A 25,530-nucleotide genomic window follows, 5' to 3' on the forward strand; every position below is an offset into this window, starting at 1 on the left:
CAGCCCGTGGCGGGCGGCGCCCCGGTGGCAGGACGGATCGCGGCGCCAACCACCAAAACACGAACCACAACCGACAGAAAGGCCAGTTCACCATGCCCAAGCTCGATGGCAAGGTCGCAGTGATCACCGGAGCGACGTCTGGGATGGCGCTAGCAACGGCCAAGCTGTTCGTGGCTGAAGGCGCCCACGTGTTCATCACCGGACGACGCAAAGACAAAGTGGACGAGGCGGTCACCGCCATCGGCCATAACGTAACGGGCGTGCAGGCGGACTCAGGAAACCTGAACGACCTCGCCCGCTTGGCCGAGACCGTGCGGGAGCATCACGGACGAGTCGACGTCCTGTTCGCCAGCGCCGGCATCGGCTCGGTATCCGACCCGCTGGGCAGCATCACCCCGGACTCGTTCGACACGCTCGTGGCCGTCAACTTCCGGGGCACCGTGTTCACCGTTCAGTACCTGCTGCCGTTGATGAGCGACGGCGCGTCGGTCATCTTGAACGGCACGACCAGCGCGACCAAGGGCATCCCCGGCGCCGGGGTGTACTCGGCCAGCAAGGCAGCCGTTCGCTCACTCGCGCGCACCTGGGCTGCGGAGCTGAAGGACCGCGGCATCCGGGTAAACGTCATCAGTCCCGGCTCGATCGACACCGCGCTCTTCAGCACCGTCACCCCGGAATTCCGGGAGCAGATCACCTCCGCCATCCCCCTAGGACGGCTGGGGACCAGCGAAGAGATCGCGGCCACCGCGCTGTTCCTCGCCTCTGCGGACACCAGCTTCATCACCGGCGCAAACCTGGTCGTCGATGGCGGGTTCAGTCAAGTCTGACGCCATCCGGCCGGGCAGCCGGCCCCCGATCCCTTTAAAGCAAAAGTTCATCCCAGACTACAGAAAGTGAGCACCCGTCCATGAGCAGCATCAGTTTCGTCGGCCTGGGCGGTATGGCCCGCGCCATAGCCGCCCGCGCGGTCGAGGGCGGCAACGCCGTCGAGGTCATCGGCCGCGACCAGGCCAAGGCCAAGGACCTGGCCGCAGCCCTTGGCGGCGGCGCGACGGCCGGGACTTTCGGCACCGCCCCGGCCGGCGACATCGTCATCCTCGCCGTGCCCTACGCCAGCGCCGAGCAGGTCCTCGCCCAGTACGGGGACGCGCTGGCCGGCAAGGTCGTCATCGATATCTCGAACACCTTCAACGCCGACGCCACCGCGCTGGTCACCCCTGACGGCACTTCCGGCGCGCAGGAGATCGCCAAGGCCGCCCCGGCCAGCGCGCACGTCGTGAAGGCGTTCAACACCGTCTTCGGCCACGTCCTGGCCCAGGGCGGCCCGCTGGACGTGCTCATTGCCGGCGACGACGCGGACGCCAAGGCGAGCGTGTCGGCGTTCATCGAGAGCCTCGGGCTGCGCCCGCTGGATGCCGGCGACCTGGCGGCGGCGCACTGGCTGGAGGCGGCGGGCCCGCTGTTGATGGGCCTGGCCAGCCATGGCGCAGGGTTCAACATCAGCCTCGGCGTGAACGTCCCGGGCTGAAGCCCCGCTTGCAGTTCCAGCGCCGCGCACTGGCACCCGGCGGCCATCCCGGGCAGGCAGGGTTCCGCCTGCCCGGGATGTCGGCGGCCCCTGGGCCATCCGACCTGCAGGCAATCGACTCTGACCACCCGGGACTGCCCGCGTCCGGCACCGGCGAAGACGTCATCAAGCAGGTCGGCGACAACATCTCATCGTGGCTGGCCACACACGAAAGACTGAAGGAGACACCCGTGCCTGACTACGGCCATCCTCTGCGTTTCGCAACCTTCATCTCTCCCGCCAACTCCCCGGCGCGCCGTCCGGTCGAGCTGGCGCAGCGCAGTGAGCGGCTCGGTTTCGACTTCGTCACCTTCCAGGATCATCCCTACCAGTCGAGTTTCCTCGATACCTGGACCCTGCTGAGCTGGGTGGCAGCGCGGACCGAGCGCATCGGCGTGTCCGCCAACGTGCTGAACCTGCCGCTGCGCCAGCCCCCCGCCGTGCTCGCCCGCGCGGCTGCCAGCCTCGACCTGCTCTCCGGTGGACGGACGAGCCTCGGGATCGGGGCCGGCTTCTACTGGGACGCCGTGCAGGCGGCCGGCGGACGGCGGCTGACCCCGCTGCAGGGCGTGGCGGCGCTCGGCGAGGCCATCGACGTGATCCGCGGGATCTGGGACGCCGACGTGCCCGGCACCCTCAATGCCGACGGCGAGTTCTACAAGGTCCACGGCGCCGAGCGCGGACCCGCGCCCGCACACGAGATCCCGATCTGGCTCGGCGCCCACAAGCCGAGGATGCAGGACCTGGTGGGACGCAAGGCCGACGGCTGGCTGCCGTCGCTGCCGGTCATGGAGCCCGGCGGCCTGCCCAAGGGAAACGCGATCATCGACGACGCCGCACGGGCCGCGGGCCGCGACCCCCGCGAGGTCACCCGTCTGCTCAACATCTTCCCGGACCAGCAGACCCCGGAAGCACTGGCCCAGATGACCCTCCAGGACGGCGTCAGCATCTTCATCCTGGCCAGCGACGACCCGGACGTGCTCGAACGCTTCACCGCCGAATCGATACCCGCCGTACGCGAACACGTCGCCCGGGGACGCAAATAGCACGCGTGCCCGCTTCGGCATCGCTCACGCGCTCGGGCCACCGCATGTACCGGAGTCGCCGTCCTACAGCTAGCGGCCCGCGTTCGCCACCGCGCCGGAGGCCGACCCGAGGTGCTGCCGATCACATCTCCCTCTTGGCCGCGGCAGTCGCGGCGGCTGTGACCGGCCCTGTCGCCCGGCGCGTTGGTGGCAGTGGCAGCGCTCAGCGCCTGAGCAACAGCCTCGTCGCGTTCATCGCCACTCAGATAGGGGAGCAGCTCGGTCAGCGCCGCGGCCCGGTCGCTCGGCTCCGGAATGGTCTGCGCCGAGGCGAGCGCGCGGGTCGGCGGCCATAGTTGGGACTCGACGAGCCGGATGAGGAGTGGAGGGTAACGATTCTTGGCGACGCTGGTGACTGATCCAATCAGCAGCGCGTAGCGGGCTACGCGGACGAAGCGTGCCGCTTCGTCGACCGGGCGGATGTTCGCGTCTTGCCAGGCCGCGCGTACCTGCGCCAGGTAGGTCGCGGTGCCCGTCAGGTCCTCGTGGGCGCGGTACCAGACGTTCACCGTCCGCCCTCTCGCTCACGTCGCGTTCCATGGTGAGGAGTTGGTCGACGCGCGCGACATCGTCTGAGGCGAGCAGGTGCGTCTCGCGGGCGACATACCGAGCCGGCAGCAACGGAAGGAGACCCGGCGACGGCACCCGACGCTGTCTGCCGGATCGAGCGCCGACGCCGCCGGGAATCCTCGCCGCGACGTCGAGCAAGCGCCGCCGCCCGTCGCCGACAACACCGCGTCCCAGCTCCGAGGACACCTCGGTCCAGAACTCCTCCGGCGATCGCGCCTGCCAAGACGGGATCCGCCCTGGCCTCCACCCCGCCATCCTCAGCACGACCCGCGCTTCGCCGACATCCCCGAACCGGTCCGCGAGCCACTGAACTTCGTTCCAGCTGAGGCCTTCCGCCACCGGCCGCCACCCCCGCAACGCGCCGCGATCCGCCGGATTGGGCCGGCTGCCCTACGAGATCCATCGTCGCACCGGAGCGACCAACAATCGGCGCGCCCGCCAGCCTTCGTGACGCACACAGGCGGCAGCCAAGGGCCCATGCCAGATCAAGGTGTTCGGTGCTCAGAGCCCGAGCTGAACCCGGGACAGCACCAATTAGGGCCGCAGCGGCGGGGCGCCTTCAAAACAGTACGGAGAGTGATTGGCTCGGCAGGTCTGTGTGGGAGCGCCGGCACTCTACGAACCGGCCGATCATGCCTGGCTACCTGCAGCGATGGAGGTAGCAAGTCCGCCTCATTCCATAGGTCGAACCTATTTGCCCAGGTCAGACGCTATTTACCCTCCGTGGTGGACCATGTGTACCAGCATCCGAACCGTTTGATCTTGGTTGCTGGCCCTGAAATTACCGTCCGGCCGGTCGCTACCCGGGCTCTGACCAGGGGTGATGCCGAGTGACTCCCCGACCGGCAACATCGACAAGCGGTTACCGAGATCTTCGCCGTTTGGGTCTGGCCTCCTGGCCGTGGGAAGGTATGAGCCGATCTGCATCACCCCCGCTCGCGACGGGGCGTGGACGTGCGACCCGGCAATCCGGGTAGCCCGGGGGTGAGGTCCCCCCGGGCTACCCGGCGCCCCAGAGCGCTCATCTGCGTTGGCTGGTATGCCCGGCTGAATGGCCACGCCGGCGCCGCCCGGCGGGCATGGCCCCGAGCAGTGCGCGCGGCCGAACGCCTTCAGATGCCCTACGAGCTGGCACGCGCCCACCACGAGATGACCCGACGATAGGCCGCCCGGACACCCGTCATGCGTAGGGCACCGTACTCGCGATGGCCGGTGAAGTGACCGGCGGGCGCGCCCTACGCGTCGGGGTGCGCCTTGCCGGGCAGCACTTCGGGGTTCGCGCAGTGCAGCAGCGGCTCATCGCCCAGGTAGCGGGCAACGTCGGCGGCGATGATGTCAGCCGCGTTCGAGGCGGTTTCGCGGCTGGCGCCGGCCAGGTGTGGAGTCATGATCACATTCGGTGTTCGCCGCAGCCGCGATCCGACGGGTATGGGTTCTTCGGGGAAGACGTCGAACGCGGCGGCGAACAGGTGTCCGGATTCGAGCGCGTCGCAGACGGCGTCGTAGTCGAGTAGGGATCCCCGGGCGCAGTTGACGAGGACCGATCCTTGTGGCATGGCGGCGATCTGCGGTGCACCGATCATTCCTCGGGTGGTGGGTGTGGCACGGGCGTGCAGGGACACCACGTGGGACTGTTCGAGGAGGGCCTCTAGGGAGACGCTTTCCGCCGCACCGACGGGCACATCGGTGAGGTAGGGATCGTGGAAGACCACTCGGACGCCGAAGCCGGAGAGTATGCCGGCGACTTTGCTGCCGATCGCCCCGTATCCGACGAGTCCCACGACGCTGTCTGCCAGTTCCCGGCCGACCGACTCGTAGCGGTAGTAGTCGCCGCGCCACGTTCCGGCCATCAGGTCACTGTGGGTTCCAGGGATCCGGCGCAGTCCGGACAGCATCATGGCGACTGTGTGCTCGGCCGTGGCCTGCGCATTGCGGCCTGGCGCAAAGGTGATTGCGACGCCGTGAAGGGTGGCGGCGTCGAGATTGACGTTGACTGGCCCTCCGCGGCCCACGCAGAAGAGTCGCAGCTCGGGTGACGCTTGCAGGATTCGCTCGGTGAGGGGCGCCATCTGGGTGACGCAGATCTGCACGCCCCGCAGTGCCTCGATCATCTGTTCTTCGGTCCCGGACGCCTCGTCGACCTCCGCCACCCGGCCGAACGGCTTGACCGGCCAGGGCAGGCTGATCTCGGAGATGTCGAGGGGAACGGGCACTTTCGACACGAGGGCGTCGGCAAGGAGCCGGTTGAGGACGAAGTCGTCACCGGCGGAGAGAACACGGACAGTCATGTGCTTCCTCGTCTGGCGTGATCACGATGGGGTGCGGCGGCAAGCGGACTAGCGTCCGGCGATCGGCAGCGGCTCGGCTCTGTCGCCGGCCGGCTGCCGGTAGTCGGCCCGGTCGATCGGGGTGTTGAACTCGATGACGGAGAACTGTTCGTCGTGCAGGCGGAGCTCGGTGAGGCTGCAGTTGCGGACGTACGGGAACAAGCGCCGGTACTCCCGTAGCGGGACCCCCAGGATTTGGCAGAGGGCCAGGCGGATGGCCGTTGTGTGGGCGACGATCAGGATCCGTCCGGTGGGGTGATCGGCGGCGATGTCGGTGAGGCACTGGGTGAACCGGAGGGCGGCGTGGGCCGGGTCCTCGCCGCCGGGCAGGTGCTGGGCGACCGGGTCGGCCCGGAACGCGTCCAGCGCTTCCGGGAACTGCTCGGTCATTTCCGCGGCTGTCAGGCCTTCGCCGTCGCCGAAGTCGAGTTCGCGGAGGCGGGCGTCGAGGCGGAGCTCGGCGCCGGCCTGATCGGCACATACCTGAGCTGTGAGCCGGGCTCGGGAGAGGGTGGAAGCCCAGATCGCCGACAGCCGCGCCGTCTGGGCCCAGGCCGCGAGCTGGCGGGCCTGAGCCCGGCCTCGGTCGGTGAGTGCGACGTCGCTCACCCCGGCGTACCGGTTCTCGCTGTGCCATTCGGTCTCGCCGTGGCGGACCAGGAACAGATCGGTCATCGTTTTGTCCTCTCTCGCGCATGCGTCGCGGCCGGCCCGCTCAGCCACCCGCGGCCTTCCAGTTCCGCCAGGAATCGGGCATACGTCTCGTCATATCTGCCTGCCGCGTCCGCACGCGGCTCGATGATTCGGCTGGTGCGGACCATCTCGAGGGCGACGTCGGCTACGTTTCGCTGGGGTGACGCGGCGAGGACGGCCATGCCTAGGGCCGGCTCGGCGTTCGTGGGGAGGGTGAGCGGACGGTGCAGTACGTCGGCCCGGAGCTGGTTCCAGTACTCGTTCCTGGTCGCGCCGCCGGTGAGCACGATGTCGCCGTCGACCGGCGCGCCGATCAGGTCGAGGTAGTCGAAACATAGTCGTTCGATGAAGGCGACTCCTTGCAGGACTGCCGCGTATCGCTCGGCGTCGGTCTGTGGGGTTCCGAGGAGGAATGCCTCCGCTTGCGGCGCCACGAAGGGGAATCGTTCGCCGCGCGAGACCAGTGGGTAGGCGAGCACGGCGGCCGGTTCGTGGTGGGCCGCGCCGTGGTTCAGCTCCGCCAGGTCCCGTCCGGCGTAGTCGCGGGAGATGATGCCGGCGCCGGTGCTGGAGGCTCCGCCGGGGAGCCATTGCCCGTTCGGTGATTTGTGCGAATAGACGACGGCGAGCGGGTCGCGGACGAGTTCGCGGGTCACCCCCTTCACCACCAGGGTGGTGCCGAGCACCGAGTTCCAGCTGCCCACGCGGAGAGCTCCGGCACCGAGCTGGGCGGCGCAGCCGTCGGTGGCTCCGGAGATCACGGCGGTGCCGGCCGGTATTCTGGTCTGGATCGCGGCTGAGGCGCTGACCGCGCCTATCGTTGTGCCGCTACGGACGAGGTAGGGCATCAGGCGCGCGGGCACACCCAGGGTGTCCAGGACGTCGAGGGGCCAGGACTCGGTGATGAGCTGCGCGCCGGTTTTCAGCGCGTTGCTGAGATCGGTGGGTACCTGGTGCCCGGTGAGGCGCTGGTTGATGAAGTCGTTCTGGTGCGCCAGGCGGGCTTCGGGCAGCAGTGCGGCGTATTCACGGATGAGCCAGAGCAGCTTGGGCAGGGCCCACGACGGTTGCATGCGGCGGTATCCGAGGATCTCCCACACGGCGGCGCCGACGTCGTTGACCCGATTGACCTCGTCCGCTGCCCGGGTGTCGTCATACATCAGGGCCGGGGTCAGCGGGCGGCCGTCCCGGTCGACCAGCAGAACAGTGCCGGAGGTGGCGTCGACGGCCACGGCCCGTACGGCCTGAGGTGCAACGTCGGCGAGGGCGTGGCGACATGCCGTGCCCACCGCCTGCCACCATTGCTCCGGATCCTGTTCATGCCGGGGCCCGTCGCGATGGCTGGCCAGGCCGGCGGATCCCGATCCGACAACGGTGCCGTCATCGAGCACCGCCAGGGCCCGGACGCTCTGTGTGCCGAGATCGATCCCGAGCCACACGTCCCCTATGGGGGTGCGTGGGTAGCTCATTTCGGGTCCTGCCCCACGCGTGCCGCGCGGAGTCGAGGGTCGGCGAGCAGCGGACCGGCGCCGGAAAGCGATCCTCGTAGTGAGAGGAAGTCGCGCAGCATACCGGCGTAGGAGTTCGCCCGCGACGGGTCCGGCGCGTACGTGGCCTGGTTGCGGACGTACCGCTCGGCGGCGTCCTTGATGCTCGACGTACCCCCGGTCGCGACGAGCCCGACGAGGAACGCGCCACGGGCACCGACCTCGGTGTCCGTGGATTTGAGCAGGGGCAGACCGGTGACGTCCGCGATGATCTGCAGCCAGCCGCCACTGACGGATCCGCCTCCACAGACCCGCAGTTCCGAAGGCTTGGCCGCGGATGCGGCAAGGCAGTCGGCGATGACGAGGCTGAGTCCTTCGAGGACGGCTCGCGCGATGTGCGGTCTGCGGTGTCGCAGGGAAAGCCCGAACAACGTGCCGCGGGCGAGCGGGTCGAGGAACGGAGCCCGTTCACCGGCCGGTGAGAGATAGGGCAGGAAGACGAGCCCGTCGGCACCCGGCGGTGTCTGCGTGGCGAGCTGCGTCAGCTGGGCCGGTTGATCGAGTTCCAGGAGGTCGCAGGCCCACTGGATGACCTCGCCCCCGGCGAGGGTCGGGAATGCCCGTAGATACTGCTGCGGTGCGCCGAAGGCGATGGTGAGCCCGGCTCCGCCGCTTCCCGGGTCGGGTTGCGACGTGACGACCTCCGTGCACAGAGTGGTGCCGAGGATGGTGCAGGCTTGCCCGTCACTGACTGCTCCCGCTCCGATGGCAGTCGATGCGACGTCGTAGGGGCACAGCACGACGGCGGTCCCGGCGGGAAGTCCCACGGTTTCTGCCGCCTCGGTGCTCAGCGCCGCGACGCGTTGCCCGTCACTGCGCGGCAGCGGTAGGAGTGGTTCGGCCCACCGCATGTCGTAGAGGTCGAACAACTCGCGCGAATACCGGCGGGTGCGGATGTCCAGGAAGGGTGCGGAGGCATCCGAGTCGTCGACCGTGATCTCGCCGGTCAACTGGGCGAAAACCCATCCACCGCAGGTCAGTGCCGTGGCCGAGCGGGCGAGACGGTCGGGCTGGTGCCGACGGAGCCAAGTCAGGATCGCGTTCGGCAGGCCGGCGAAGGTCATGGATCCGTTGGTCCGGAACGCCTGGTCGAGGATGCCTCGTTCCGCCCAGTCGGTCACGATCGCCGCCGCCCGGCCGTCGTTCCAGAGGATGGCTGGTCCGGTCGGATGCCCGTCCGCGTCCACGAGCCAGCACCCGTCGCCCTGGGCGGTGATCGCGAGGTAGCCGACCGGACCGGCGAGCTGTTCCACGACGGTACGCACCGAGGCCGTGACAACGCTCCACACCTCGGTCATGTCCTGTTCGGCCCAGTCCGGTGCAGGATGGTGGACCGTCGTGGGCCGCCGCACGATCACGATTTCCGCACCGTCGTCGTCGTAGCCCACCACCTTGATCAAGGTGGTGCCGACATCGACCGAAATCGCGGTCATGGGCGTGCCTCCGTGGTATTGGCTCCCCGAGCCGGCGTTTCGGTATGGAGGAACTCGGCGGATTCAAACAGTCGTAGCGACGCCCCGATAGGATGATCGTGACGGCGTCGAGGGCTGGATGGTGGATGGGTCTGCGGGAGCGGTTGACGGTGGAGGATCGCGAGGTCATCTCGCGGGAGTTGAGTCAGGAGCGTTCGGCTCGGTATATCGCGGCTGTGCTCGGCCGTCATCATTCGACGATCTCCCGGGAGATTGAGCGTAACGGCGGTGCCGCGGCGTATTGGGTGGTGGATGCGCAGGCGCGGTGTGACCTGATGTGCGCCCGCCCGAAGGAGCGGAAACTCGTCGCGTCGAAGGGGCTGCATGACGCGGTGAACGCGGGCCTGGTCGAGAGATGGTCTCCGGAGCAGATCAGCGAGAGACTGCGCAAGGACTTCCCCGACGATGAGAGCATGCGCGTGTCGCACGAGACGATCTACGAGTGCCTGTACCTGCAGGCCCGCGGCGAGTTGCGGTCCGAGCTGAAGATCGCGCTGCGCAAGGGCCGGACCAGGCGGGTCAACCGGTCGCGCGGCGCCCTGACCAGAGGCGGGATCGTTGACATGGTCAACATCAGCGAGCGGCCGAAGGAGGCCGACGACCGTGCCGTCCCCGGATTCTGGGAGGGTGACCTGATCATCGGGAAGGGGAACGGGTCGCAGATCGCGACGCTGGTCGAGCGCACGACCCGGTTCGTGATGCTCGTGCGTATCCCGTACGACCGCAACGCCGAGAAGGTCGCCTACCTGTTGGCGAGGAAGATGGAGACGCTGCCCGAGTTCATGCGTAACTCTGTTACGTGGGACCAGGGCAAGGAGATGGCCCGGCACGCCGACTTCACCGTCCGCACGGGCATGCCGGTGTATTTCTGCGACCCACATTCACCGTGGCAGTGCGGCTCGAATGAGAACACCAGCGGCCTGCTACGCCAGTACTTCCCGAAGAGCACTGACCTGTCCTTGCACACCCAGGAAGAGCTCGATATGGTGGCCGAGCAGCTGAATGGGCAGCCGCGGCAGACGCTCGGATGGGCGAAGCCGATCGAGGCCTTCGCCGAATTGCTGGAAAGTCATGCGTCGCCATGACTACTTGATTCCGCCCTCGTTCATGCTCGTCCCGACGACTTCCTCGATCGGCGGGCGACCGAGTCGAGGGTGACGGCGAGTAAGAGCACCACGCCGGTGACGATGAACCGGTATGAGGAGTCCAGGTTGAGCAGGGTGAGCCCGCTTGAGATCGACTGGATCACCAGGATTCCCAGCAGTGCGGCGAAGGCGGTGCCCCGGCCGCCGAAGAGGCTGGTGCCGCCGATGACCGCTGCGGCGATCGCGTTGAGGTTGACGTCACCGGCGCCGCTGCTCTGGTTGGCGGCCGCGAGCCGGGCCGCGGCGAGAACACCTCCGATGGCGGCGAGTGAGCTGCACAGCATGAAGACCGACGTGTAGACGAGCCTGACGTTGATGCCGGCCCGTCGGGCGGCTTCCGCGTTGCCGCCGACGGCGTAGACCGACTTGCCCCACTTGGTCCGTGACAACGCGTAGTGCAGCATCAGAACCAGAGCCACGAAGAGCACGAACATCCACCCGACGCCGCGGGCCCGGTTGAGATACCAGGCGGCGAAGCCGAGCCCGGCCAGCAGCGCCGCGCTGCGCGCCAGGAGCAGACTCACGGATCGGCTCGACAGGCCGGCCGACCGGCGTTTCCGGGCGTGGGCGTAGCCGCTGGCGAACAGGGCACAAGCTGCCGCTGCCACCAGGACGTAGGTCAGCCAGGCGGGGAGGAAGGCAAGCTGGGCGAACCGCACGAGCGCCGAGTCGAATGGCAGGTTGACCGAGCCGGCCGCGCCGAGGACCTTCAGTTGTAGGCCGAGGAACGCCAGCAGGCCGGCCAGCGTGATGACGAAGCTGGGCACGCCGAACCGGTTGAACATCTGCGCGTAGACCCAGCCGACGATCCCTCCGACGGCGACTGCGGCGACGATCGCGACGAGGACGGGCAATCCCCGGTTGACGAAGAGGATCGCGACGGCCGACGACGCGAGGCCGCTGACCGAGCCGACGGACAGGTCGATCTCCCCGACCAGCAGGACGCAGACGATGCCCAGGGCGATGACCCCGACGGGCACGCACTCGATCAGCAGGTTCACCAGGTTCGTGCTGGACAGGAAGATCGGGTTGAGGACCTGCAGCACGACCGCGATCACGAACAGACCGGCGACGACGGGCAACAGCCCGAGGTCGCCACCACGGACCCGGTCGAGCAGCAGGCTCAGGAAGCCGCCGGGGCCGGACGGACGGCGGAGCCGCTCGTCCTGCAGATCGCTCGCGGGTGTCCCGGTCGGCGGGGCGGCCGGCGGGGTATGAACGTCGGTCACGGCTGTGCCGCCTTCCCGGTCGAGGAACTCGTCGAGGGTGCGGTTCGAGTCGCCCGCCGGGCGACGACATTGTCGTGGGCGCCGGTGATAGCTGCGATGAGGTCTTCGGCCGAGACGGTGGCCGCGTCGAAGAAGCCGTTGTTACGGCCGAGCCGGAGCACCGCGACCCGGTCCGCCACGGCCTTCACATCCGCCATGTTGTGACTGATCATGATGACGCCGTGGCCCTGCTCGCGGAGCCGCTCGACGAGATTGAGCACCTCGGTGGTCTGCGCGACGCCGAGCGCCGCCGTCGGCTCGTCGAGCACGATGACCTTGGGGTCGCCAAGCAGGGAGCGGGCGATGGCGACGGTCTGCCGCTGACCCCCGGACAGCGAAGCCACCGGGATCCGGACGGTCGGGATCTTGGCCGACAGCTGGCGCAGCAGTTCCCAGGAGCGGACCTCCATGGCGACGTCGTCGAGACGCAGAGCGCGCAGTTCCTGGCCGAGGAACAGGTTCTCGATGACGTTGAGGTTCTCGCACAGGGCGAGATCCTGGAAAACCGTCGCGATGCCGAGCTGGTGTGCGGCGGCCGGTGAGGCGATGCTCACCTGCCGGGACTCGAAGGTGATGGTGCCGCCATCCGGTGCGTGGACCCCGGACAAGATCTTGACAAGGGTGGACTTTCCGGCACCGTTGTCGCCGACGACGGCGACGACTTCACCAGCCGAGACATCGAGGTCCACGCCGGTCAGTGCGGCAACAGCGCCGAAGCTCTTGGTGATGCCACGTAGGGACAGCACCGCCTCCCGGGCGGTGGCAGCTGGTGCCCGGGTCGGCGACGACGCCATGTGAGCCTCCGAACATTCGCGATGGAACGAGGGTTGCCTCTGGTCCCCACCCGGTCGGCCGGGGACCAGAGGCCGCGTCACTTGATGGCGAGCTTGTCGCAGGCCGCCTGGTACTCCGCGGTGCAGACGTCGGTGACCTTGAACGGAGCATCCACGCCGAACAGCGCCTCCTTGACGTTGTCCTTGGTGACGACAGTCGGGGTGAAGAGCTCGGACGGGGTGTCGAAGAGGGTCGCCTTCGCCGCCGGCGGCTGGCCTTGGACGAATTTGTAGGCGATGTCGGCGGCTGCTTCCGCGACGATCTTGATGGGTTTCGAGATGGTGTTGAACTGGTCGCCGGAGATCACTCGCTGCACGGCAGCCAACTCGGCGTCGTTGCCGGTCACCGGCGGCACCGGCACGCCGGCGGACTTGAAGGCGGCGATCGCGCCTCCGCCCGTACCGTCGTTGGCCGCGACCACGCCGGCGATCTGGCCGGGGAACTTGGTGATCTGTCCGCTCACCCATTCCTGCGCCTTGGGCGGCTGCCAGCCCGGGGTGTCGAACTCGGCGAGCAGGTCGAAGCCGCTGGAGTCGACGGCGCTGTGCACGCCCTTCTTGATCAGGCCGGCCGCCGCATCGGTCGGCGAGCCGTTGACCTGCAAGATGCCACCGGTCGCGTTGGTCTGCTTGAGGTGGTCGATCAAGGACTGGGCGATCAAAGACCCGATCTTCTCGTTGTCGAAGGAGACGTAGTAGTCGGCCTTGGCCTGCGGGATCGGCCGGTCGTAGGCGATGATCGGCACGTTCTGGGCTTTCGCGCTCTGCACGATGGTCGCCGCCGCCGCGGAGTCGACGGGGTCGATGACGATCGCCTTGACGCCCTGCGCGAGGACCGAGTTGGCCTGCTGTTGCTGCTTCGCGGCGTCCGCGTTGGCGTTCTGGTAGAGCACCTCGCACCCGGCGCACAGCGCCTTGATCTTCGCCTTGAACAACGGAGCGTCGAACAACTCGTAGCGGGTCGACGCGATGTCGGGCATCAAAAACGCGATCTTCGCGGTGGTGGCATCGCCGGCGGCATCCGAACCGGCGTCTGTCTTGTCTGTCGACGCGCAGGCGCCGCCGAAGGTCAGGGCCAGCACGGCTATCGCGGCGATCGCGTATGCCCGCGGGGGTAACTTTCTCATGCGTTCTCCTCGTGGCGGTGGAGGCCGGGCGGCTGAGTTGAGACGAGAGACCCGGGGTTCGGACTGCAACATCACCGTGCGACCGATGTGCGGAAGCTAACATCATCTGGCCCGCTAGTGTCAAGATGTCTGTGAAGATAACGTTAGATCGGGGTGTCCGGAGGGCTTCCCGCCGTCGCACCGAGGGCGGGGACGCCACTGACCACCACGCCAACTGGACGGGCGATCATCGGCCCGACAGGATGGGATCACCCGGGCGGCCACCTCACGGCGGTTGCCACAGCACCGATGAGCGCGTTGTGAACGCGGCGAAAGGGGGCCCCGTGCCAGGCGACGAGCCGAACACCACCACGGCCGAGGCCGGCCAGGCGGCGCCCCGTGAACGCCGTGAGCAGATCCGTCAGGCAGTGGTGGACGAGGGATTCGTCCGCATCGAGGACCTCGCCGCGGCGCACAGCGTCAGCATGATGACCATCCACCGGGATCTGGATGTCCTACAGAGCGAGGGCTGGCTGCGCAAGGTCCGCGGCGGCGCCACGGCGCGCCCCTCGACCATGTACCACGGCGATGTCCGGCACCGCATGCAAGCCATGGCAGAGGCCAAGAACATCCTGGCCCAAGCCGCGCTCACCATGGTGCAGGCCGGCCAGGCGATCATGATTGACGAGAGCACGACCGGCCTGGCGGTCGCCGAGATGCTGCCGGGGCGCGGGCAGCTGACCGTGCTCACCAACTTCCTGGCCATCATCAAACGGCTCGCCGGCGAACCGGACATCGACCTGATCGGCCTCGGCGGTCTCTACTACCCCGCGTACGACGCCTTCCTCGGCATGCGCACCAGCGAGGCGATCAGCGCGTTACGCGCCGACATCCTGTTCATGTCCACCACCGCCGTCACCAACGGGCACTGCTACCACCAGTCCCAGGAAACCGTTGCGGTCAAACACGCCCTGATGGCCTCGGCCAACCAGAAAGTCCTCCTCATCGACCACACCAAATTCGCCAAGAGCGGCCTCTACCGACTCGCCCCACTGACCGATTTCGACCTGGTGATCATCGACCCGTTCACCGAGCCGGAAACGGTTGCCACCATGCGCGCGCAAGGGGTCCCGCTGCTGATCGCCGGCGAACAGAACAGCACCGATCCGGATCGTTGACCTCTGCACAGGAGGGTCCCTGGGCGCAGATCGTGGTCGGTCAGCAACCCGCTCTGGCGCGCCTCCCGCAGCGACTGATGGTGGTGCCCCGCGGTTTGTCGCGTTTCACTGCCGTGCTATGGCAGGGAAGACGCCGTCTGGCGTCTTCCCTGCCATAGCACGGCCGGAGCCTCACTGGCTGTCAGTTGCCGAACAATTGCAGGGCACTGAGCCAGATCGCCCACGGGTTCACACGCTCGGGGTAGCGCTGCTTCATCGCGTGGAAGAAATCGACGGGGTTCGTGGACTGCTCGATGACGACAGCGCCGGCGTCGAGATAGCGCCGTGTCTCGTCGATGTCCGATGCGGGATCTCCGCGTTGCGTATCCTTGTGACTGGCCACCACGAACCGTGGCTCCAGGGCGGCGAGCTTGTCGAGCGCCCGATGCCACGCGTCCAGGCCGCCGTCGCGGCCCTCTCCGAGGTACTGGTGCACGTTGTTGTAGACGACATCACCGGCGACGACCAGGTCCAGTGAGGGCACGTGCAGCACGCTGGTGTCGTCGGTGTCGGAGTGGCCGACCTCGTGCGCGACGAGTTCGTGCCCGTCGAGGAGCAGCCCGCCGGCCGGGAACACGGAACCCTGGACAGTCACCGGAGGCTCGGGAAGCGCGTCGCCGAAGATGCTCCTGAGCATGTCGGGAAACACTCCACCAGGTGTCTCGCCGGCGATGCGGGCAAGCACCGCGTCGCTCGCGACAACCGTCACGTCCGGGAATCGGCGGAGCAGGTAGCTCGTCGTCGCGAAGTGGTCGAAGTGAGCGTGGGTGAGATAAATGTAGCGCAGCGCCACATCGTGGCTTTCCACCCATTTGATGAGCGTGTCGGCCTGCTCGCGGGTGAGCGGCGGGTCGGTCAGCAGCGCCTCGCTCTTCCCGTAGATGAGCGCGTGGGACAGCGATGACCAGAGCGACGGCCCGTCGTCCGGCCGTGGTGGAGTCGCAACCGGCACCATGTCCGAGACGAAGACCTCATAGCGAAGATCGGTTGTGCTGCTCATCGGGTTTCCGCCCGTCCGCCGGCCGCCGCGAGGTTCTCCCACCGCGGGACATGCTTGCCGTACTCGCTGCTGGCGAAATGCATCGCGGCACAGGCCTCGACCACGCCGCTCGCTGCGGATGCGGGCGCATTGCCCGTCCGCCGTAGGCCGGCGTTCCCGCTGTTCGGATAGCTGATCACAGTCGATCCCTTCAGTCGTCATGAAGTTCCGGTGTCTGTCGCCGGAACCCTGAGCACGTCGTCGTCAGAACATGGTGTTGCCGTTGGCGGAACTCTCCGGCACCTCCTGCACGGCGTCCCAGTGCTCGACGATCCTTCCGTCCCGCACCCGGAAGAGGTCCACGACGGCCTGGCCACGCGTGCCCGGCGTGTCGACGTAGTTGCTGTGAACGGCCACCAAGTCACCCTCGGCGACGATCCGCTTCGGGATGATCTGCAGCTGCGGGAACTGTGTGAAGTAGGCGCCCAGCCCGGTCTTCACACCTGCCACGCCGTCGGGGATGTTCGGATTGTGCTGGTCATACTCGGGGCCCACGTACGCGTCGATGGCGGACAGGTCCTTCGTCACCAGGAGCCGGTCGACGAACGCGGTGACCAGCTTCTTGTTGTACGCGGTGAGCCACGCCGGACCCGGCGCCTCGGTCCGCGGCCGACTGACCGTGGAGAACATGTCGTTGCCGTTGGCCGTGGTCGCCGGCACCGCCTGCAGCACATCCCAGTGCTCGGCGATCTTCCCACCCTGGAAACGGAAGATGTCGAACGCGGCAACCCCGCGGGTGCCAGGGGCCAGGACGATGTTGGAGTGCACGAGCACCAGGTCGCCCTCGGAGATGACCCGCTTGATGTCGTACGCGAGGTCCGGGTACTGCTGGCGCTGGATGGCACCGAAGTACTTGAGAGCCTCGGAGCCGTCGGGGGCCAGCGGGTTGTGCTGGATGTAGTCCGGCCGTACGAAACGGTCGACGACGGATGTGTCGCCCCGCTCGAAGACACCCTTGAGAAGCTGGACGGCGACCGCCTTCTGGTAGCCGAGCCGGGCGCTCCCGCCGTATCGGACGCCGAGGGCCTCCGCCGCTCGATCGTGGCCGGGAGCTTTGGGGTGGGCGGCGGAAGCAGCGGCGGGCACGGCAGCGGCACCGGCGAGAGCGACGCCCATGAGTGCGGCGGCGAAGGTACGGCGGCGGGCGGATGCGGTGGTGTTCACGGGGCTCTTCTCCGGACTCGGGGATCGAAGGTGTGCTGATCGGTGGGCCGCCTGGTGACGGTGTTCGTCATGTGTCGAGCGTGGCTGCCGCCGCCGCGCACCACAATGGCACGAATGCCAACTTTCGACGGGATCACGCCATGGCGCACCTTCACCGAGTCGTCGTTCTGGCCATCGGCCGGGTGCACCCCTTCGAACCGGGCATCCCCAGCCGGGTCTTCGGAGCCGCGGACGGCCGCTAAATGATGAACCGGCGCACCGCCACGGCCGGGGAATGGCCTCCGCCCCACAGCACGCGCCCGCCCACGCCGCAAGGAGCCCTTCATCACCATGAACGAAGTGACGGGTGAACTCAGCGCCGCCTGACCAGGTAGTGAGAGGGCTGCGGGGTGGCGGGATGCCACGAGCAGCGCGCCCTGGACGGAGAAGACGGCCGCCAGGGTTCGCGACACCGTGACGGGGCGAAGCACCCGGAGCGGGCCCTACCGGCTCGCTGCAGCGCACGCAGCGTCTGCAGCGGGCTGGGATACCGGTCGGGTGCACGACACGGGCGTGTTGATGGAAGGTCACTGTGGGCGGGAAGAGTCGAGGACCTGCTTCACCCGTATGGCCGGCTCAAGGTGCCGTACACGATTCGCGGCGGCCCCCGGCCAGCGTCAGAACATCGTGTTGTCGTTGGCGGCGCTCTCCGGCATGCCCTGCGAGGCGTCCCAGTGCTCGACGATCTTGCCGTCCCGTACCCGGAAGAGGTCGAGGGCCGCCCGGCCGCGCTCGCCCGGCGTGTCGATGTAGTGGCTGTGCACGGCGACCAGATCCCCCTCGGCGATGACCCGCTTCGGGACCACGCTCAGCTGCGGGAACTGCTCGAAGTACGCGCCCAGCCCGGCCTTCAGACCGGCCACGCCGTCGGGGATGGTCGGGCTGTGTTCGTGGTACTCGGCGCCGACGTACGTGTCGATCGCGGCCAGGTCCTTGCGGACCAGGAGCTCGTCGAGGAACGCGGTGACCAGCTTCTTGTGGTAAGCGGTGAACCACCGCTGACCCGACGCCTCGGTCCGCGGCCGGCTGAGGGTGGCGAACATGTCATTGCCGTTCGCGGTGGTCGCGGGTACCTCCTGCAGGATGTCCCAGTGCTCGGCGATCTTCCCGTCCTGGAAACGGAAGATGTCGAATACGGCCATACCCGGGGTGCCCGGCACGAGGACGCTGCGCGAGTGCAGCAGCACCAGGTCGCCGTCGGAGATGGCCCGTCGGGGGGTGAAGGTGGCGGCCGGGAACTGCTGGCGCATGGTGGAGCTGAAGAACTTGAGGGCGTCGGGGCCGTCGGGCGCCAGGGGGTTGTGCTGGATGTAGTCGGGCCGCACAAGTCGGTCGACGATGGCCGTGTCGCCGCGCTCGAACACGTCCTGCAGGGCCTGGCCGGCGATCTGCGCCTTTCCGCCCTCCCGTACGGTCAGCACGATCTTGCCGGTGGTGCGGCCGGTCTCGCCGAGGGCGTGCGCCTTGGCCGCCTCGGCGAGGGGGAAGGTGGCCTCGATATGGGCGCGCAGCGCACCGGTCTCGGCGAGAGCGGCGATGGCCTGCATGCCGGCCTGGTCGGCCTCGACGATCAACGACTCGTAGCGGATACCCCGCTCCGCGATCGCCGCCAACTCGGCGGCGTCGACGGGCACCGGCAGGATCGAGACCAGGGTGCCACCCGGACGCAGCACGGCCAGCGAGCGGGCGCGGGCGGCAGCGTCACGCGAGATCGAGTCGAGGACCACGTCGATGTCGCTGACGGCCTCGGCGAAGTCGACGCTGTGATAGTCGATCACCTCGTCCACACCCAGCGACCGCAGGAAGTCGCGTTTGGCGGCGCTGGCGGTGCCGATCACGTACGCGCCGCGGGACTTGGCGATCTGCACGGCGAGGTGACCCACGCCGCCGGCCGCCGCGTGGATCAGCACCCGCTGCCCGGTACGGACGCCGGCGGTGTCGACCAAAGCCTGGTACGCGGTGAGCGCGGCCAGCGGCAAAGCCCCGACCTGGACGTGGTCGATACCGGCGGGCTTGTGCGCGAACACGCGGGCGGGTGCGGTCACATACTCGGCGTGCGCACCGACCCCGCCCGGGTAGGGCAGCATCCCGAAGACCTCGTCACCGGGCTTGAACAGGGTGACCCCCATGCCGACCGCCTCGACAACGCCGGACACGTGCCAGCCCAGCACGAGCGGCATCCGGGCGATGGTCAGCACCTGGGCGCGGTTCCACCAGTCGGGTTGACCCCGGCCGCGTGGACGGCGACGAGGATCTCACTCATCCCCGGCACCGGTTTGGGAACGTGGACCTCCTGCAGCACTTCGGGGGTTCCGTAGGTGTCCTGGCTGATGGCCCGCATGGTCTCGGTGTTCGTCATGCGTCCAGCCTGATCGCCGCCACCGTCCCCTACAATGGCATGATTGCCACCTTTCGACGGGATCCCGCCATGGCCAACGCGCACCGAGTCGTCGTCCTCGCCACCCACGGGGTGTACCCCTTCGACCTGGGCATCCCGCAACGGGTCTTCGGCGCCGCCGACGGCCGCTACGAGGTCCTGACCTGCACCACCGACGGCCGCCCGGTCCGCACCAACGCCGACTTCTCGATCACCGTCGAACACGGCCCGGAGGCCTTGCGCACCGCCGACACCGTCATCATCCCGCCCTTCGGCACCACCGACTTCAACCGTCAGACACCGGCCGACGTGGCCCAGGCCCTCGCGTACGTGTCCCCCGGCACGCGGATCGTGTCGATCTGCACCGGCGCCTTCGTGCTCGCCGCCGCGGGACTACTCGACGGACGGCGAGCCACCACACACTGGATTGCCACGGACGTCTTCCGTGACTGGTACCCGCAGGTGGAACTCGACCCGAACGTGCTGTTCGTCGACGAGGGCGACGTGCTCACCTCGGCCGGCGCCGCCTCCGGCATCGATGTCTGCCTGCATCTGGTGCGCAAGGACCATGGCAGCGAGGTCGCCAACCACGTGGCCCGCATGTGCGTCGTCCCGCCGTGGCGCGACGGCGGGCAGGCGCAGTACATCGAGCGTCCGGTCCCCGACGCCGCGGCGAACGGAACGTCCGCCGCCCGGCACTGGGCGCTGCAGCACCTGCACCTGCCGCTGACCCTGAGCGACCTCGCCGAGCACTCCCACATGAGCCTGCGCACCTTCGCCCGCCGCTTCAACGAGGAAGTCGGCATGAGCCCCGGACGCTGGCTCATCCAGCAACGCATCGACCGGGCACGGCACCTCCTGGAATCCACCGATCTCGCGGTCGACGACATCGCCGGACGCGTCGGCTTCACCGGCGGCACCTCGCTACGCGAACACCTGCACGCCGCCATCGGCGTCTCACCACTGGCCTACCGGCGCACCTTCCGAGGTGCCCTGGTATAGCACCGGCGACCGAACGGTCTGGTGCCCTACGCCGGCCTTCGGCGCCGACAGCGTGAGGACGCTCTGGGTGGCCCTGATCGAGGACCCCGTCAGCGAGTTGGCGATCGGCCAGGGCGCGGGACAGTTGCAACGTCGCGACCAGAAGGGCGTAGCGCTGAGCGTCTGCACGCACGCCGACCGCGGATCGTGAGGTGCCACCCGGGCGGCGACGTCGTCGATGAGAGCCAGCACGCCGTCGGTGTACGCGCGCCTGGTCGGGTCCGCGCAGCAGGCGATCCCATCGAACAGGGTCGGTGGGTCTGCGGCGAAACGGCACCTGGAGCCGCACACCAACGTGCCCGCGGGCAGATTCTCGTGCACAACTCCCTTCCGCTCCTCGGCGAATGTTGTCGCCGACCCGAACCGATCAGCGACGGACGACGTGGCAGCCCGACAGCAGAATGCTGCTGGGGTTGATCTCCTTGTGCGCCACGCCGCGCCCACCATTATATTACGTACATCATGCCATCGGCGTATGCTGGATACGGGCATGGCTGTGAAGAGTAGATGGAGGAGTCCCGGTGGCGCGTTACGACAAGGAGCACAAGCAGGCGACGCGGCAGCGGATCCTCGACACGGCCGGCCATCGGTTCAAGACCGACGGCATCGACGGCTCCGGCGTGGCCACGTTGATGGCGGACGCGGGGTTGACCAACGGCGCGTTTTACGCCCATTTCTCGTCCAAGGACGACCTGGTCGCCAACGTCGTGGCCGACCAGTTGGGTACCCAGGTCGAGGGGTTCGGCGCACTGGCGCCCGGCCGGGCGGGGCTGGAGGAGTTTCTGCGTGAGTACCTGTCGCCGCAGCATCGCGACAACCCCGGCGCCGGATGCCCCTCCGCGGCCCTGCTCGACGAGATCGGGCGCTGCCCGGCCGCGACCAAGGACGCCTACACCGACGGTGCGCGGGCCATCGTGGACGAGATCGCCGTCCGCCTGGCTCCCGAGGATCCGCAGTCCGCGCGCGGGAAAGCGCTCGGGCTGTACACAATGGCGGTGGGGACGCTGCAGCTGTCCCGGGCCTTGTCCGACCAGAGCTTCGCCGACGAGGTCCTCGAGCACGGCATCGAGAACGCCCTCGTATTCCTTCGCTGAGCAGCACCTGAGGCGTTCCACGGCACGGCCCCCTCGACCGCGACGGGGCCGATTCCCTTGCGGTGCTACCGCTGGAGGAATGCGAGGGCCTTGGCGACGAACTGCCCGTGAAACTGGAAGATGCCACTGTGCCGGCGTCGGGGTACATCACCAGGTCGCTGGCCGGCAGGCACCGGGCCAAGTCGACCGAGTTCGTCGTCGGCACCATCCGGTCGCTCTCGCCGCTGGCGCGAGCACGGGCTGGTGGATGACGGAGAGGTCCTTCGAAGGAACATTAGATTATGATCGTAACTGCCATGGTCGCCGCCGCGCAGGGGTACGGCGGCGAGTTCGAGGATCGCTTCGTGTTCGCGATCCTGCGCTCCGCCACCTTCGAGGTCGAGCGCGACGAGAGCGGCGTCGTACCACGGAGGCGCTATCACGATGGCAGTCTCGCGCGCCGTGCGGTCAGGCATCCGCCCACCGCGCCGCACACTCCCCCAGCTCATCGCCTCGACGTCCGTCCGTCAGCCGTCGGCCGGCCCCGACTGACTGCCGGTGATGTTCCATCCGTGGACAGCGAAGTTCCGGCTCGTTGCGTACAACTCAACGCCGAGCCGCGTGTACGGGTAGGTGTTATCGGGAAGCGCCCCCATCGGGAACCATGCGATGCGGGAACACTTGTGCGGTTCGGCGTTGACCGGCTCGCCATCCCAGCGCTGCGGCAGAAAGAACAAGCCCAGTCTTCCCTCCCCGTGCTCGTTCCGGAAATGCACCGTCGAAACGAGGGTGAGCGACGCCGGGTCCAGGCGAAGGCCGACCTCCTCGCGGGCCTCACGGCACAGCGCGGCAGCGGCATCCTCCCCAGCTTCGAGTTTGCCGAAGGGAGGTTGAACCAGCCGTCGGCGACTATCTGGACCTGACGGGGCACTGTCAGACACGCCCGCCACGCGCGACTCCGCGCCCCTTCTGCTCCGTAGCTAACAGTACGTTGCTGACCACTGTTCACGACGGGGAGCGATGGGAGACCGGTGGGTGCGGGTTCGGCGAGTGGTCGGGTGCGGTGCCCGGCGGGAGACATACACGGTCGTCGGCGATGACGGCCACGTGGTCGAGCCGGTGGATGACTTCCTGGCGATGTGCACGGACCGGGAGTACTCCCCGAACACGATCCGGGCCCGCGCGCACGATCTGGTGCTGTGGCTGCGGTTTCTGGCGGCTGTCCACGTCGAGCTGTCGGCCGTGTCCGCGGAGCACGTTGACCAGTTCGCCGGCTGGCTGCGGCGGCCGGTCGACGCGGGCAGACTGGTGGCCGCAGATTCGGTGTTCCCGGTCCGGGAGGCGACGACGGTCAACCGGGCGCTCGACAGCGTTTATATGTTCTACGAGTTTCTGGCCCGGCGCGGCGTCAAGGTCGCCGCCCAGCTGGTAGTGGTGCGCCGCCGGGTCGGCGGTGAGGATCGCAGCTTCCTGGCTGGTATCGCTCCGGGCACCTCGGCGGTTCGCCCGACGAAACTGAAGACGGTCAAACGTCGTCCGGCAACGTTGACCGACGGACAGGTGCAGGCTGTTCTGGACGGCTGCGTGCGGCTGCGGGACCGGTTCCTGATGGCGCTGATGTTCGAGACCGGCTGTCGGATCGGGCAGGCGCTGGTGCTGCGCCACGAGGACATCGACACCGATCGGCGGTCGATAGTCCTGCTGCCGCGGGAGGACAACGTGAACCGGGCGCGGGGGAAGAACCGCGAGTCCAAGGAGATCCCGGTCCGCCGTTCCCTGTGCGATCTCTACGTGGACTATCTGTTCGCCGAGTACGGGGAGTTGGAGTCGGACTATGTGTTCGCGAACCTGTGGGGACGGGCCGGTCGGGGCGCCGATGTGTACTGAGGAACTGGAGGTGAAGATCAGTTGCAGGCGCTGACCAGGGGTCGTAGCGCAACCGCTACGACCCCTGAGGCCGTCAGAACATCGTGTTGTCGTTGGCGGCGGTCTCCGGCACGTCCTGCACGGCATCCCAGTGCTCGACGATCTTTCCGTCCCTGACCCGGAAGAGGTCGATGACCGCCCGGCCGCGCTCGCCCGGGGTCTCGACGTAGTGGCTGTGGACGGCCACCAGGTCACCCTCGGCGATGATCCGCTTCGGGGTGATCGTCAGCTGCGGGAGCTGCTCGAAGTACGCACCCGCTCCGGCCTTCACGCCAGCCACGCCGTCGGGGAAGTTCGGGCTGTGCTGGTGGTATTCGGGGCCCACGTAGGTGTCGATGGCGGCCAGGTCCTTGCCGACCAGGAGCTGGTCGACGAACGCGGTGACCAGCTTCTTGTTGTAGGCGGTGAACCACCGCTCCCCTGGCACCTCGACCTGCGGCCGGGAGAGGGTGGAGAACATGTCGTTGCCGTTGGCCGTGGTCGCCGGCACCTCCTGGAGGATGTCCCAGTGCTCGGCAATCTTCCCTTCCTGGAAGCGGAAGATGTCGAAGACGGCCATCCCGGGGGTACCGGGGACCAGGACGCCACTGGAGTGCAGGAGCACCAGGTCGCCCTCCGACAGGACCCGCAGGACGTCGAACGTGGCGTCCGGGAACTGCGCTCGCATGCCGGCGCCGAACGCCTTCATGGCCTCGGGGCCGTCAGGGGCCAGCGGGTTGTGCTGGATGTAGTCCGGCCGCACGTGGCGCTCGACGACGGCCGTGTCGCCCCCGTCGAACACGGTCCTGAGGACTTGGGCGGCGATCTGCGTCTTCACCGTCCCCTCCACGGTCAGCACGATCTTGCCGGTGGTGCGGCCGGTCTCGCCCAGGGCGTGGGCCCTGGCGGCCTCGGCGAGCGGGAAGGTGGCCTCGACGTGCGCGCGCAGGGCGCCGGCTTCGACCAGGTCGGCGATGGCTTGCATGCCGACGCGGTCGGCCTCGACGAGGAGGATCTCGAAGCGGATGCCCCGCTCGGCGATGTCCGCCAGCTCGTCGGGGCCGACGGGCACCGGAAGGATCGAGACGAGGGTGCCTCCCGGGCGCAGCACCGCGAGGGAGCGGGCGCGGGCGGCGCCGTCCAGCGAGACCGAGTCGAGGACCACGTCGACGTCCTTGACGGCCTCGGCGATGTCGACCGTGTGGTAATCGATGGTCTCGTCCACTCCCAGGGAACGCAGGAAGCCGTGCTTGGCGGCACTGGCGGTGCCGATGACGTACGCGCCACGGGACTTGGCGATCTGGACGGCAAGATGGCCGACGCCGCCGGCCGCCGCGTGGATGAGGACCCGCTGCCCGGGCTGGACATCGGCGGTGTCGACGAGCGCCTGGTAGGCGGTCAGGGCCGCGAGCGGCAGGGCGCCGGCCTGGACGTGGTCGATACCGGCGGGCTTGTGGACGAAGGCGCGGGCGGGGGCGGTCACGTACTCGGCGTGGGAGCCGACCCCGTGGGGGTAGGGCAGCATGCCGAAGACCTCGTCACCCGGCTTGAACAGGGTGACGCCGCTGCCGACGGCCGCGACGACTCCGGAGACGTCCCAACCAAGAACGAGGGGCAGGCGGTCGACGGTCATGGCCTGGGCGCGGTTCCACCAGTCGGTCGGATTGACGCCGGCCGCACGGACGGCGATCAGGATCTCACTCACCCCGGGCTCGGGCCGGGGCAGTTCGACCTCCTTGAGCACCTCGGGGGAACCGTGGACGTCCTGTCGGATGGCGCGCATCGTGGCGGTACTGGGATTCGTCATGCGTCCACCGTCGCTGTCCGCGACCCCCAAGCACCATGGCATGAATGCCAATTTTCAACGGGATTCTGCCACTACGTAAGTCGTCGATTCGGTGTCGGCCACACCCAGGCTCGCCGCGTTCGGCAACTGCCGGTCTACTTCACCGGGCGATGCCTTTCATGGCGTGATGCAGAACCGGTGGGGCCGGCACTCCGAGCCCGACCGGTCGACCCCCGCCTTGCCCGGCCACGTCCTGACCTTCGGTCGCACCTGATC

25 protein-coding genes are annotated in these 25,530 nt (G+C 68.3%); 9 read left to right on the plus strand and 16 right to left on the minus strand.

Annotated features, from left to right (window positions below; translation table 11 throughout):
* Positions 1 to 92 precede the first annotated feature (92 nt).
* The 3 genes from BCD48_RS41765 to BCD48_RS41775 all read left to right on the plus strand — a co-directional run bounded on the left by BCD48_RS41765 (position 93) and on the right by BCD48_RS41775 (position 2,613).
* Positions 93 to 827 (plus strand): SDR family NAD(P)-dependent oxidoreductase, encoded by a 735-nt coding sequence (locus BCD48_RS41765; protein WP_071053939.1) that lies wholly within the window; start codon positions 93 to 95, stop codon positions 825 to 827.
* An 80-nt stretch (positions 828 to 907) separates the two neighbouring features.
* The gene (locus tag BCD48_RS41770; RefSeq protein WP_071053940.1) at positions 908 to 1,528 is read left to right on the plus strand and encodes an NADPH-dependent F420 reductase; all 621 of its coding nucleotides are present in this window, start codon (positions 908 to 910) and stop codon (positions 1,526 to 1,528) included.
* Positions 1,529 to 1,758: 230 nt separating this feature from the next.
* Positions 1,759 to 2,613: an LLM class flavin-dependent oxidoreductase gene (locus BCD48_RS41775; protein WP_071053985.1), complete on the plus strand. Its 855-nt coding sequence runs from the start codon at positions 1,759 to 1,761 to the stop codon at positions 2,611 to 2,613.
* A 231-nt stretch (positions 2,614 to 2,844) separates the two neighbouring features.
* Here BCD48_RS41775 and BCD48_RS57070 read toward each other — a convergent pair whose 3' ends face one another.
* From BCD48_RS57070 to BCD48_RS41795, 5 genes are all read right to left on the minus strand, one after another.
* Positions 2,845 to 3,561 carry an effector-associated domain EAD1-containing protein gene (locus BCD48_RS57070; RefSeq protein ID WP_491677206.1) on the minus strand — a complete coding sequence of 239 codons (717 nt, stop codon included), beginning with the start codon at positions 3,559 to 3,561 and terminating at the stop codon, positions 2,845 to 2,847.
* Positions 3,562 to 4,457: 896 nt separating this feature from the next.
* Positions 4,458 to 5,510, minus strand: a complete 1,053-nt coding sequence (locus BCD48_RS41780) for a 2-hydroxyacid dehydrogenase (RefSeq protein ID WP_071053941.1) — start codon at positions 5,508 to 5,510, stop codon at positions 4,458 to 4,460.
* A 48-nt stretch (positions 5,511 to 5,558) separates the two neighbouring features.
* Positions 5,559 to 6,224 (minus strand): histidine phosphatase family protein, encoded by a 666-nt coding sequence (locus tag BCD48_RS41785; RefSeq protein WP_071053942.1) that lies wholly within the window; start codon positions 6,222 to 6,224, stop codon positions 5,559 to 5,561.
* Positions 6,221 to 7,711, minus strand: coding sequence for an FGGY-family carbohydrate kinase (locus BCD48_RS41790; RefSeq protein WP_071053943.1), 1,491 nt, complete (start codon positions 7,709 to 7,711; stop codon positions 6,221 to 6,223). The genes BCD48_RS41785 and BCD48_RS41790 overlap by 4 nt, the downstream gene beginning before the upstream one ends.
* Positions 7,708 to 9,222, minus strand: coding sequence for an FGGY-family carbohydrate kinase (locus BCD48_RS41795; protein WP_071053944.1), 1,515 nt, complete (start codon positions 9,220 to 9,222; stop codon positions 7,708 to 7,710). Before BCD48_RS41795 ends, BCD48_RS41790 begins: the two co-directional genes overlap by 4 nt.
* A gap of 125 nt (positions 9,223 to 9,347) precedes the next feature.
* Here BCD48_RS41795 and BCD48_RS41800 point away from each other — a divergent pair, with 125 nt between their 5' ends.
* Entirely contained in the window at positions 9,348 to 10,346 is a 999-nt protein-coding gene (locus tag BCD48_RS41800; RefSeq protein ID WP_071053986.1) for an IS30 family transposase, read from the plus strand.
* Positions 10,347 to 10,366: 20 nt separating this feature from the next.
* Here the strand turns inward: BCD48_RS41800 and BCD48_RS41805 are convergent, their stop codons facing one another.
* The 3 genes from BCD48_RS41805 to BCD48_RS41815 all read right to left on the minus strand — a co-directional run bounded on the left by BCD48_RS41805 (position 10,367) and on the right by BCD48_RS41815 (position 13,634).
* Positions 10,367 to 11,635, minus strand: a complete 1,269-nt coding sequence (locus tag BCD48_RS41805; protein WP_198543612.1) for a sugar ABC transporter permease — start codon at positions 11,633 to 11,635, stop codon at positions 10,367 to 10,369.
* Complete coding sequence (locus tag BCD48_RS41810; protein WP_071053945.1) at positions 11,632 to 12,468, minus strand: ATP-binding cassette domain-containing protein; 837 nt, start codon at positions 12,466 to 12,468, stop codon at positions 11,632 to 11,634. Before BCD48_RS41810 ends, BCD48_RS41805 begins: the two co-directional genes overlap by 4 nt.
* A gap of 77 nt (positions 12,469 to 12,545) precedes the next feature.
* On the minus strand, positions 12,546 to 13,634 hold the full coding sequence (locus BCD48_RS41815; RefSeq protein WP_071053946.1) for a substrate-binding domain-containing protein: 1,089 nt from the start codon (positions 13,632 to 13,634) through the stop codon (positions 12,546 to 12,548).
* A 323-nt stretch (positions 13,635 to 13,957) separates the two neighbouring features.
* Here BCD48_RS41815 and BCD48_RS41820 point away from each other — a divergent pair, with 323 nt between their 5' ends.
* A complete protein-coding gene (locus tag BCD48_RS41820) occupies positions 13,958 to 14,791 on the plus strand; it encodes a DeoR/GlpR family DNA-binding transcription regulator (RefSeq protein WP_198543613.1) in 834 nt (277 codons plus the stop codon).
* A gap of 181 nt (positions 14,792 to 14,972) precedes the next feature.
* Here the strand turns inward: BCD48_RS41820 and BCD48_RS41825 are convergent, their stop codons facing one another.
* From BCD48_RS41825 to BCD48_RS57080, 5 genes are all read right to left on the minus strand, one after another.
* Positions 14,973 to 15,830, minus strand: a complete 858-nt coding sequence (locus BCD48_RS41825; RefSeq protein ID WP_071053947.1) for an MBL fold metallo-hydrolase — start codon at positions 15,828 to 15,830, stop codon at positions 14,973 to 14,975.
* Entirely contained in the window at positions 15,827 to 16,009 is a 183-nt protein-coding gene (locus BCD48_RS51785; RefSeq protein ID WP_071053948.1) for a hypothetical protein, read from the minus strand. Before BCD48_RS51785 ends, BCD48_RS41825 begins: the two co-directional genes overlap by 4 nt.
* Before the next feature lie 64 nt (positions 16,010 to 16,073).
* Positions 16,074 to 17,033 carry a nuclear transport factor 2 family protein gene (locus BCD48_RS41835; RefSeq protein ID WP_198543614.1) on the minus strand — a complete coding sequence of 320 codons (960 nt, stop codon included), beginning with the start codon at positions 17,031 to 17,033 and terminating at the stop codon, positions 16,074 to 16,076.
* 656 nt (positions 17,034 to 17,689) lie between these two features.
* Complete coding sequence (locus tag BCD48_RS57075; RefSeq protein WP_241842392.1) at positions 17,690 to 19,270, minus strand: nuclear transport factor 2 family protein; 1,581 nt, start codon at positions 19,268 to 19,270, stop codon at positions 17,690 to 17,692.
* A complete protein-coding gene (locus BCD48_RS57080) occupies positions 19,264 to 19,431 on the minus strand; it encodes a hypothetical protein (protein ID WP_241842393.1) in 168 nt (55 codons plus the stop codon). The genes BCD48_RS57075 and BCD48_RS57080 overlap by 7 nt, the downstream gene beginning before the upstream one ends.
* Positions 19,432 to 19,500: 69 nt before the next feature.
* On the opposite strand from BCD48_RS57080, the gene BCD48_RS41845 reads away from it, so the two are divergent.
* From BCD48_RS41845 to BCD48_RS41850, 3 genes are all read left to right on the plus strand, one after another.
* Entirely contained in the window at positions 19,501 to 20,451 is a 951-nt protein-coding gene (locus tag BCD48_RS41845) for a GlxA family transcriptional regulator (RefSeq protein WP_071053949.1), read from the plus strand.
* A 67-nt stretch (positions 20,452 to 20,518) separates the two neighbouring features.
* Positions 20,519 to 20,641 (plus strand): hypothetical protein, encoded by a 123-nt coding sequence (locus BCD48_RS55230; protein WP_274536634.1) that lies wholly within the window; start codon positions 20,519 to 20,521, stop codon positions 20,639 to 20,641.
* A gap of 370 nt (positions 20,642 to 21,011) precedes the next feature.
* Positions 21,012 to 21,584 (plus strand): TetR/AcrR family transcriptional regulator, encoded by a 573-nt coding sequence (locus tag BCD48_RS41850; RefSeq protein ID WP_071053950.1) that lies wholly within the window; start codon positions 21,012 to 21,014, stop codon positions 21,582 to 21,584.
* 65 nt (positions 21,585 to 21,649) lie between these two features.
* Here the strand turns inward: BCD48_RS41850 and BCD48_RS57085 are convergent, their stop codons facing one another.
* The gene (locus BCD48_RS57085) at positions 21,650 to 22,039 is read right to left on the minus strand and encodes a hypothetical protein (protein ID WP_083420022.1); all 390 of its coding nucleotides are present in this window, start codon (positions 22,037 to 22,039) and stop codon (positions 21,650 to 21,652) included.
* 51 nt (positions 22,040 to 22,090) lie between these two features.
* The gene (locus BCD48_RS41860; RefSeq protein ID WP_349308088.1) at positions 22,091 to 22,513 is read right to left on the minus strand and encodes an NUDIX domain-containing protein; all 423 of its coding nucleotides are present in this window, start codon (positions 22,511 to 22,513) and stop codon (positions 22,091 to 22,093) included.
* An 85-nt stretch (positions 22,514 to 22,598) separates the two neighbouring features.
* Between BCD48_RS41860 and BCD48_RS41865 the strand changes: the two genes are divergently transcribed.
* On the plus strand, positions 22,599 to 23,450 hold the full coding sequence (locus tag BCD48_RS41865) for a site-specific integrase (RefSeq protein WP_241842395.1): 852 nt from the start codon (positions 22,599 to 22,601) through the stop codon (positions 23,448 to 23,450).
* Positions 23,451 to 23,523: 73 nt separating this feature from the next.
* Here the strand turns inward: BCD48_RS41865 and BCD48_RS57090 are convergent, their stop codons facing one another.
* A complete protein-coding gene (locus tag BCD48_RS57090; protein ID WP_198543616.1) occupies positions 23,524 to 25,275 on the minus strand; it encodes a nuclear transport factor 2 family protein in 1,752 nt (583 codons plus the stop codon).
* Positions 25,276 to 25,530 lie beyond the last annotated feature (255 nt).

It is taken from the genome of Pseudofrankia coriaricola (genome assembly GCF_001854805.1).
GTDB lineage: Bacteria > Actinomycetota > Actinomycetes > Frankiales > Frankiaceae > Pseudofrankia.

Bases quoted from the DNA above. Each gene is read 5' to 3' on its own strand.
- BCD48_RS41765 (WP_071053939.1), top strand. From the start codon at position 93: ATGCCCAAGCTCGATGGCAAGGTCGCAGTGATCACCGGAGCGACGTCT.
- BCD48_RS41770 (WP_071053940.1), top strand. From the start codon at position 908: ATGAGCAGCATCAGTTTCGTCGGCCTGGGCGGTATGGCCCGCGCCATA.
- BCD48_RS41780 (WP_071053941.1), bottom strand. From the start codon at position 5,510: ATGACTGTCCGTGTTCTCTCCGCCGGTGACGACTTCGTCCTCAACCGG.
- BCD48_RS41785 (WP_071053942.1), bottom strand. From the start codon at position 6,224: ATGACCGATCTGTTCCTGGTCCGCCACGGCGAGACCGAATGGCACAGC.
- BCD48_RS41790 (WP_071053943.1), bottom strand. From the start codon at position 7,711: ATGAGCTACCCACGCACCCCCATAGGGGACGTGTGGCTCGGGATCGAT.
- BCD48_RS41795 (WP_071053944.1), bottom strand. From the start codon at position 9,222: ATGACCGCGATTTCGGTCGATGTCGGCACCACCTTGATCAAGGTGGTG.
- BCD48_RS41800 (WP_071053986.1), top strand. From the start codon at position 9,348: ATGGGTCTGCGGGAGCGGTTGACGGTGGAGGATCGCGAGGTCATCTCG.
- BCD48_RS41810 (WP_071053945.1), bottom strand. From the start codon at position 12,468: ATGGCGTCGTCGCCGACCCGGGCACCAGCTGCCACCGCCCGGGAGGCG.
- BCD48_RS41815 (WP_071053946.1), bottom strand. From the start codon at position 13,634: ATGAGAAAGTTACCCCCGCGGGCATACGCGATCGCCGCGATAGCCGTG.
- BCD48_RS41825 (WP_071053947.1), bottom strand. From the start codon at position 15,830: ATGAGCAGCACAACCGATCTTCGCTATGAGGTCTTCGTCTCGGACATG.
- BCD48_RS57080 (WP_241842393.1), bottom strand. From the start codon at position 19,431: ATGACGAACACCGAGACCATGCGGGCCATCAGCCAGGACACCTACGGA.
- BCD48_RS41845 (WP_071053949.1), top strand. From the start codon at position 19,501: ATGGCCAACGCGCACCGAGTCGTCGTCCTCGCCACCCACGGGGTGTAC.
- BCD48_RS57085 (WP_083420022.1), bottom strand. From the start codon at position 22,039: ATGCCTGACCGCACGGCGCGCGAGACTGCCATCGTGATAGCGCCTCCG.
- BCD48_RS57090 (WP_198543616.1), bottom strand. From the start codon at position 25,275: ATGACGAATCCCAGTACCGCCACGATGCGCGCCATCCGACAGGACGTC.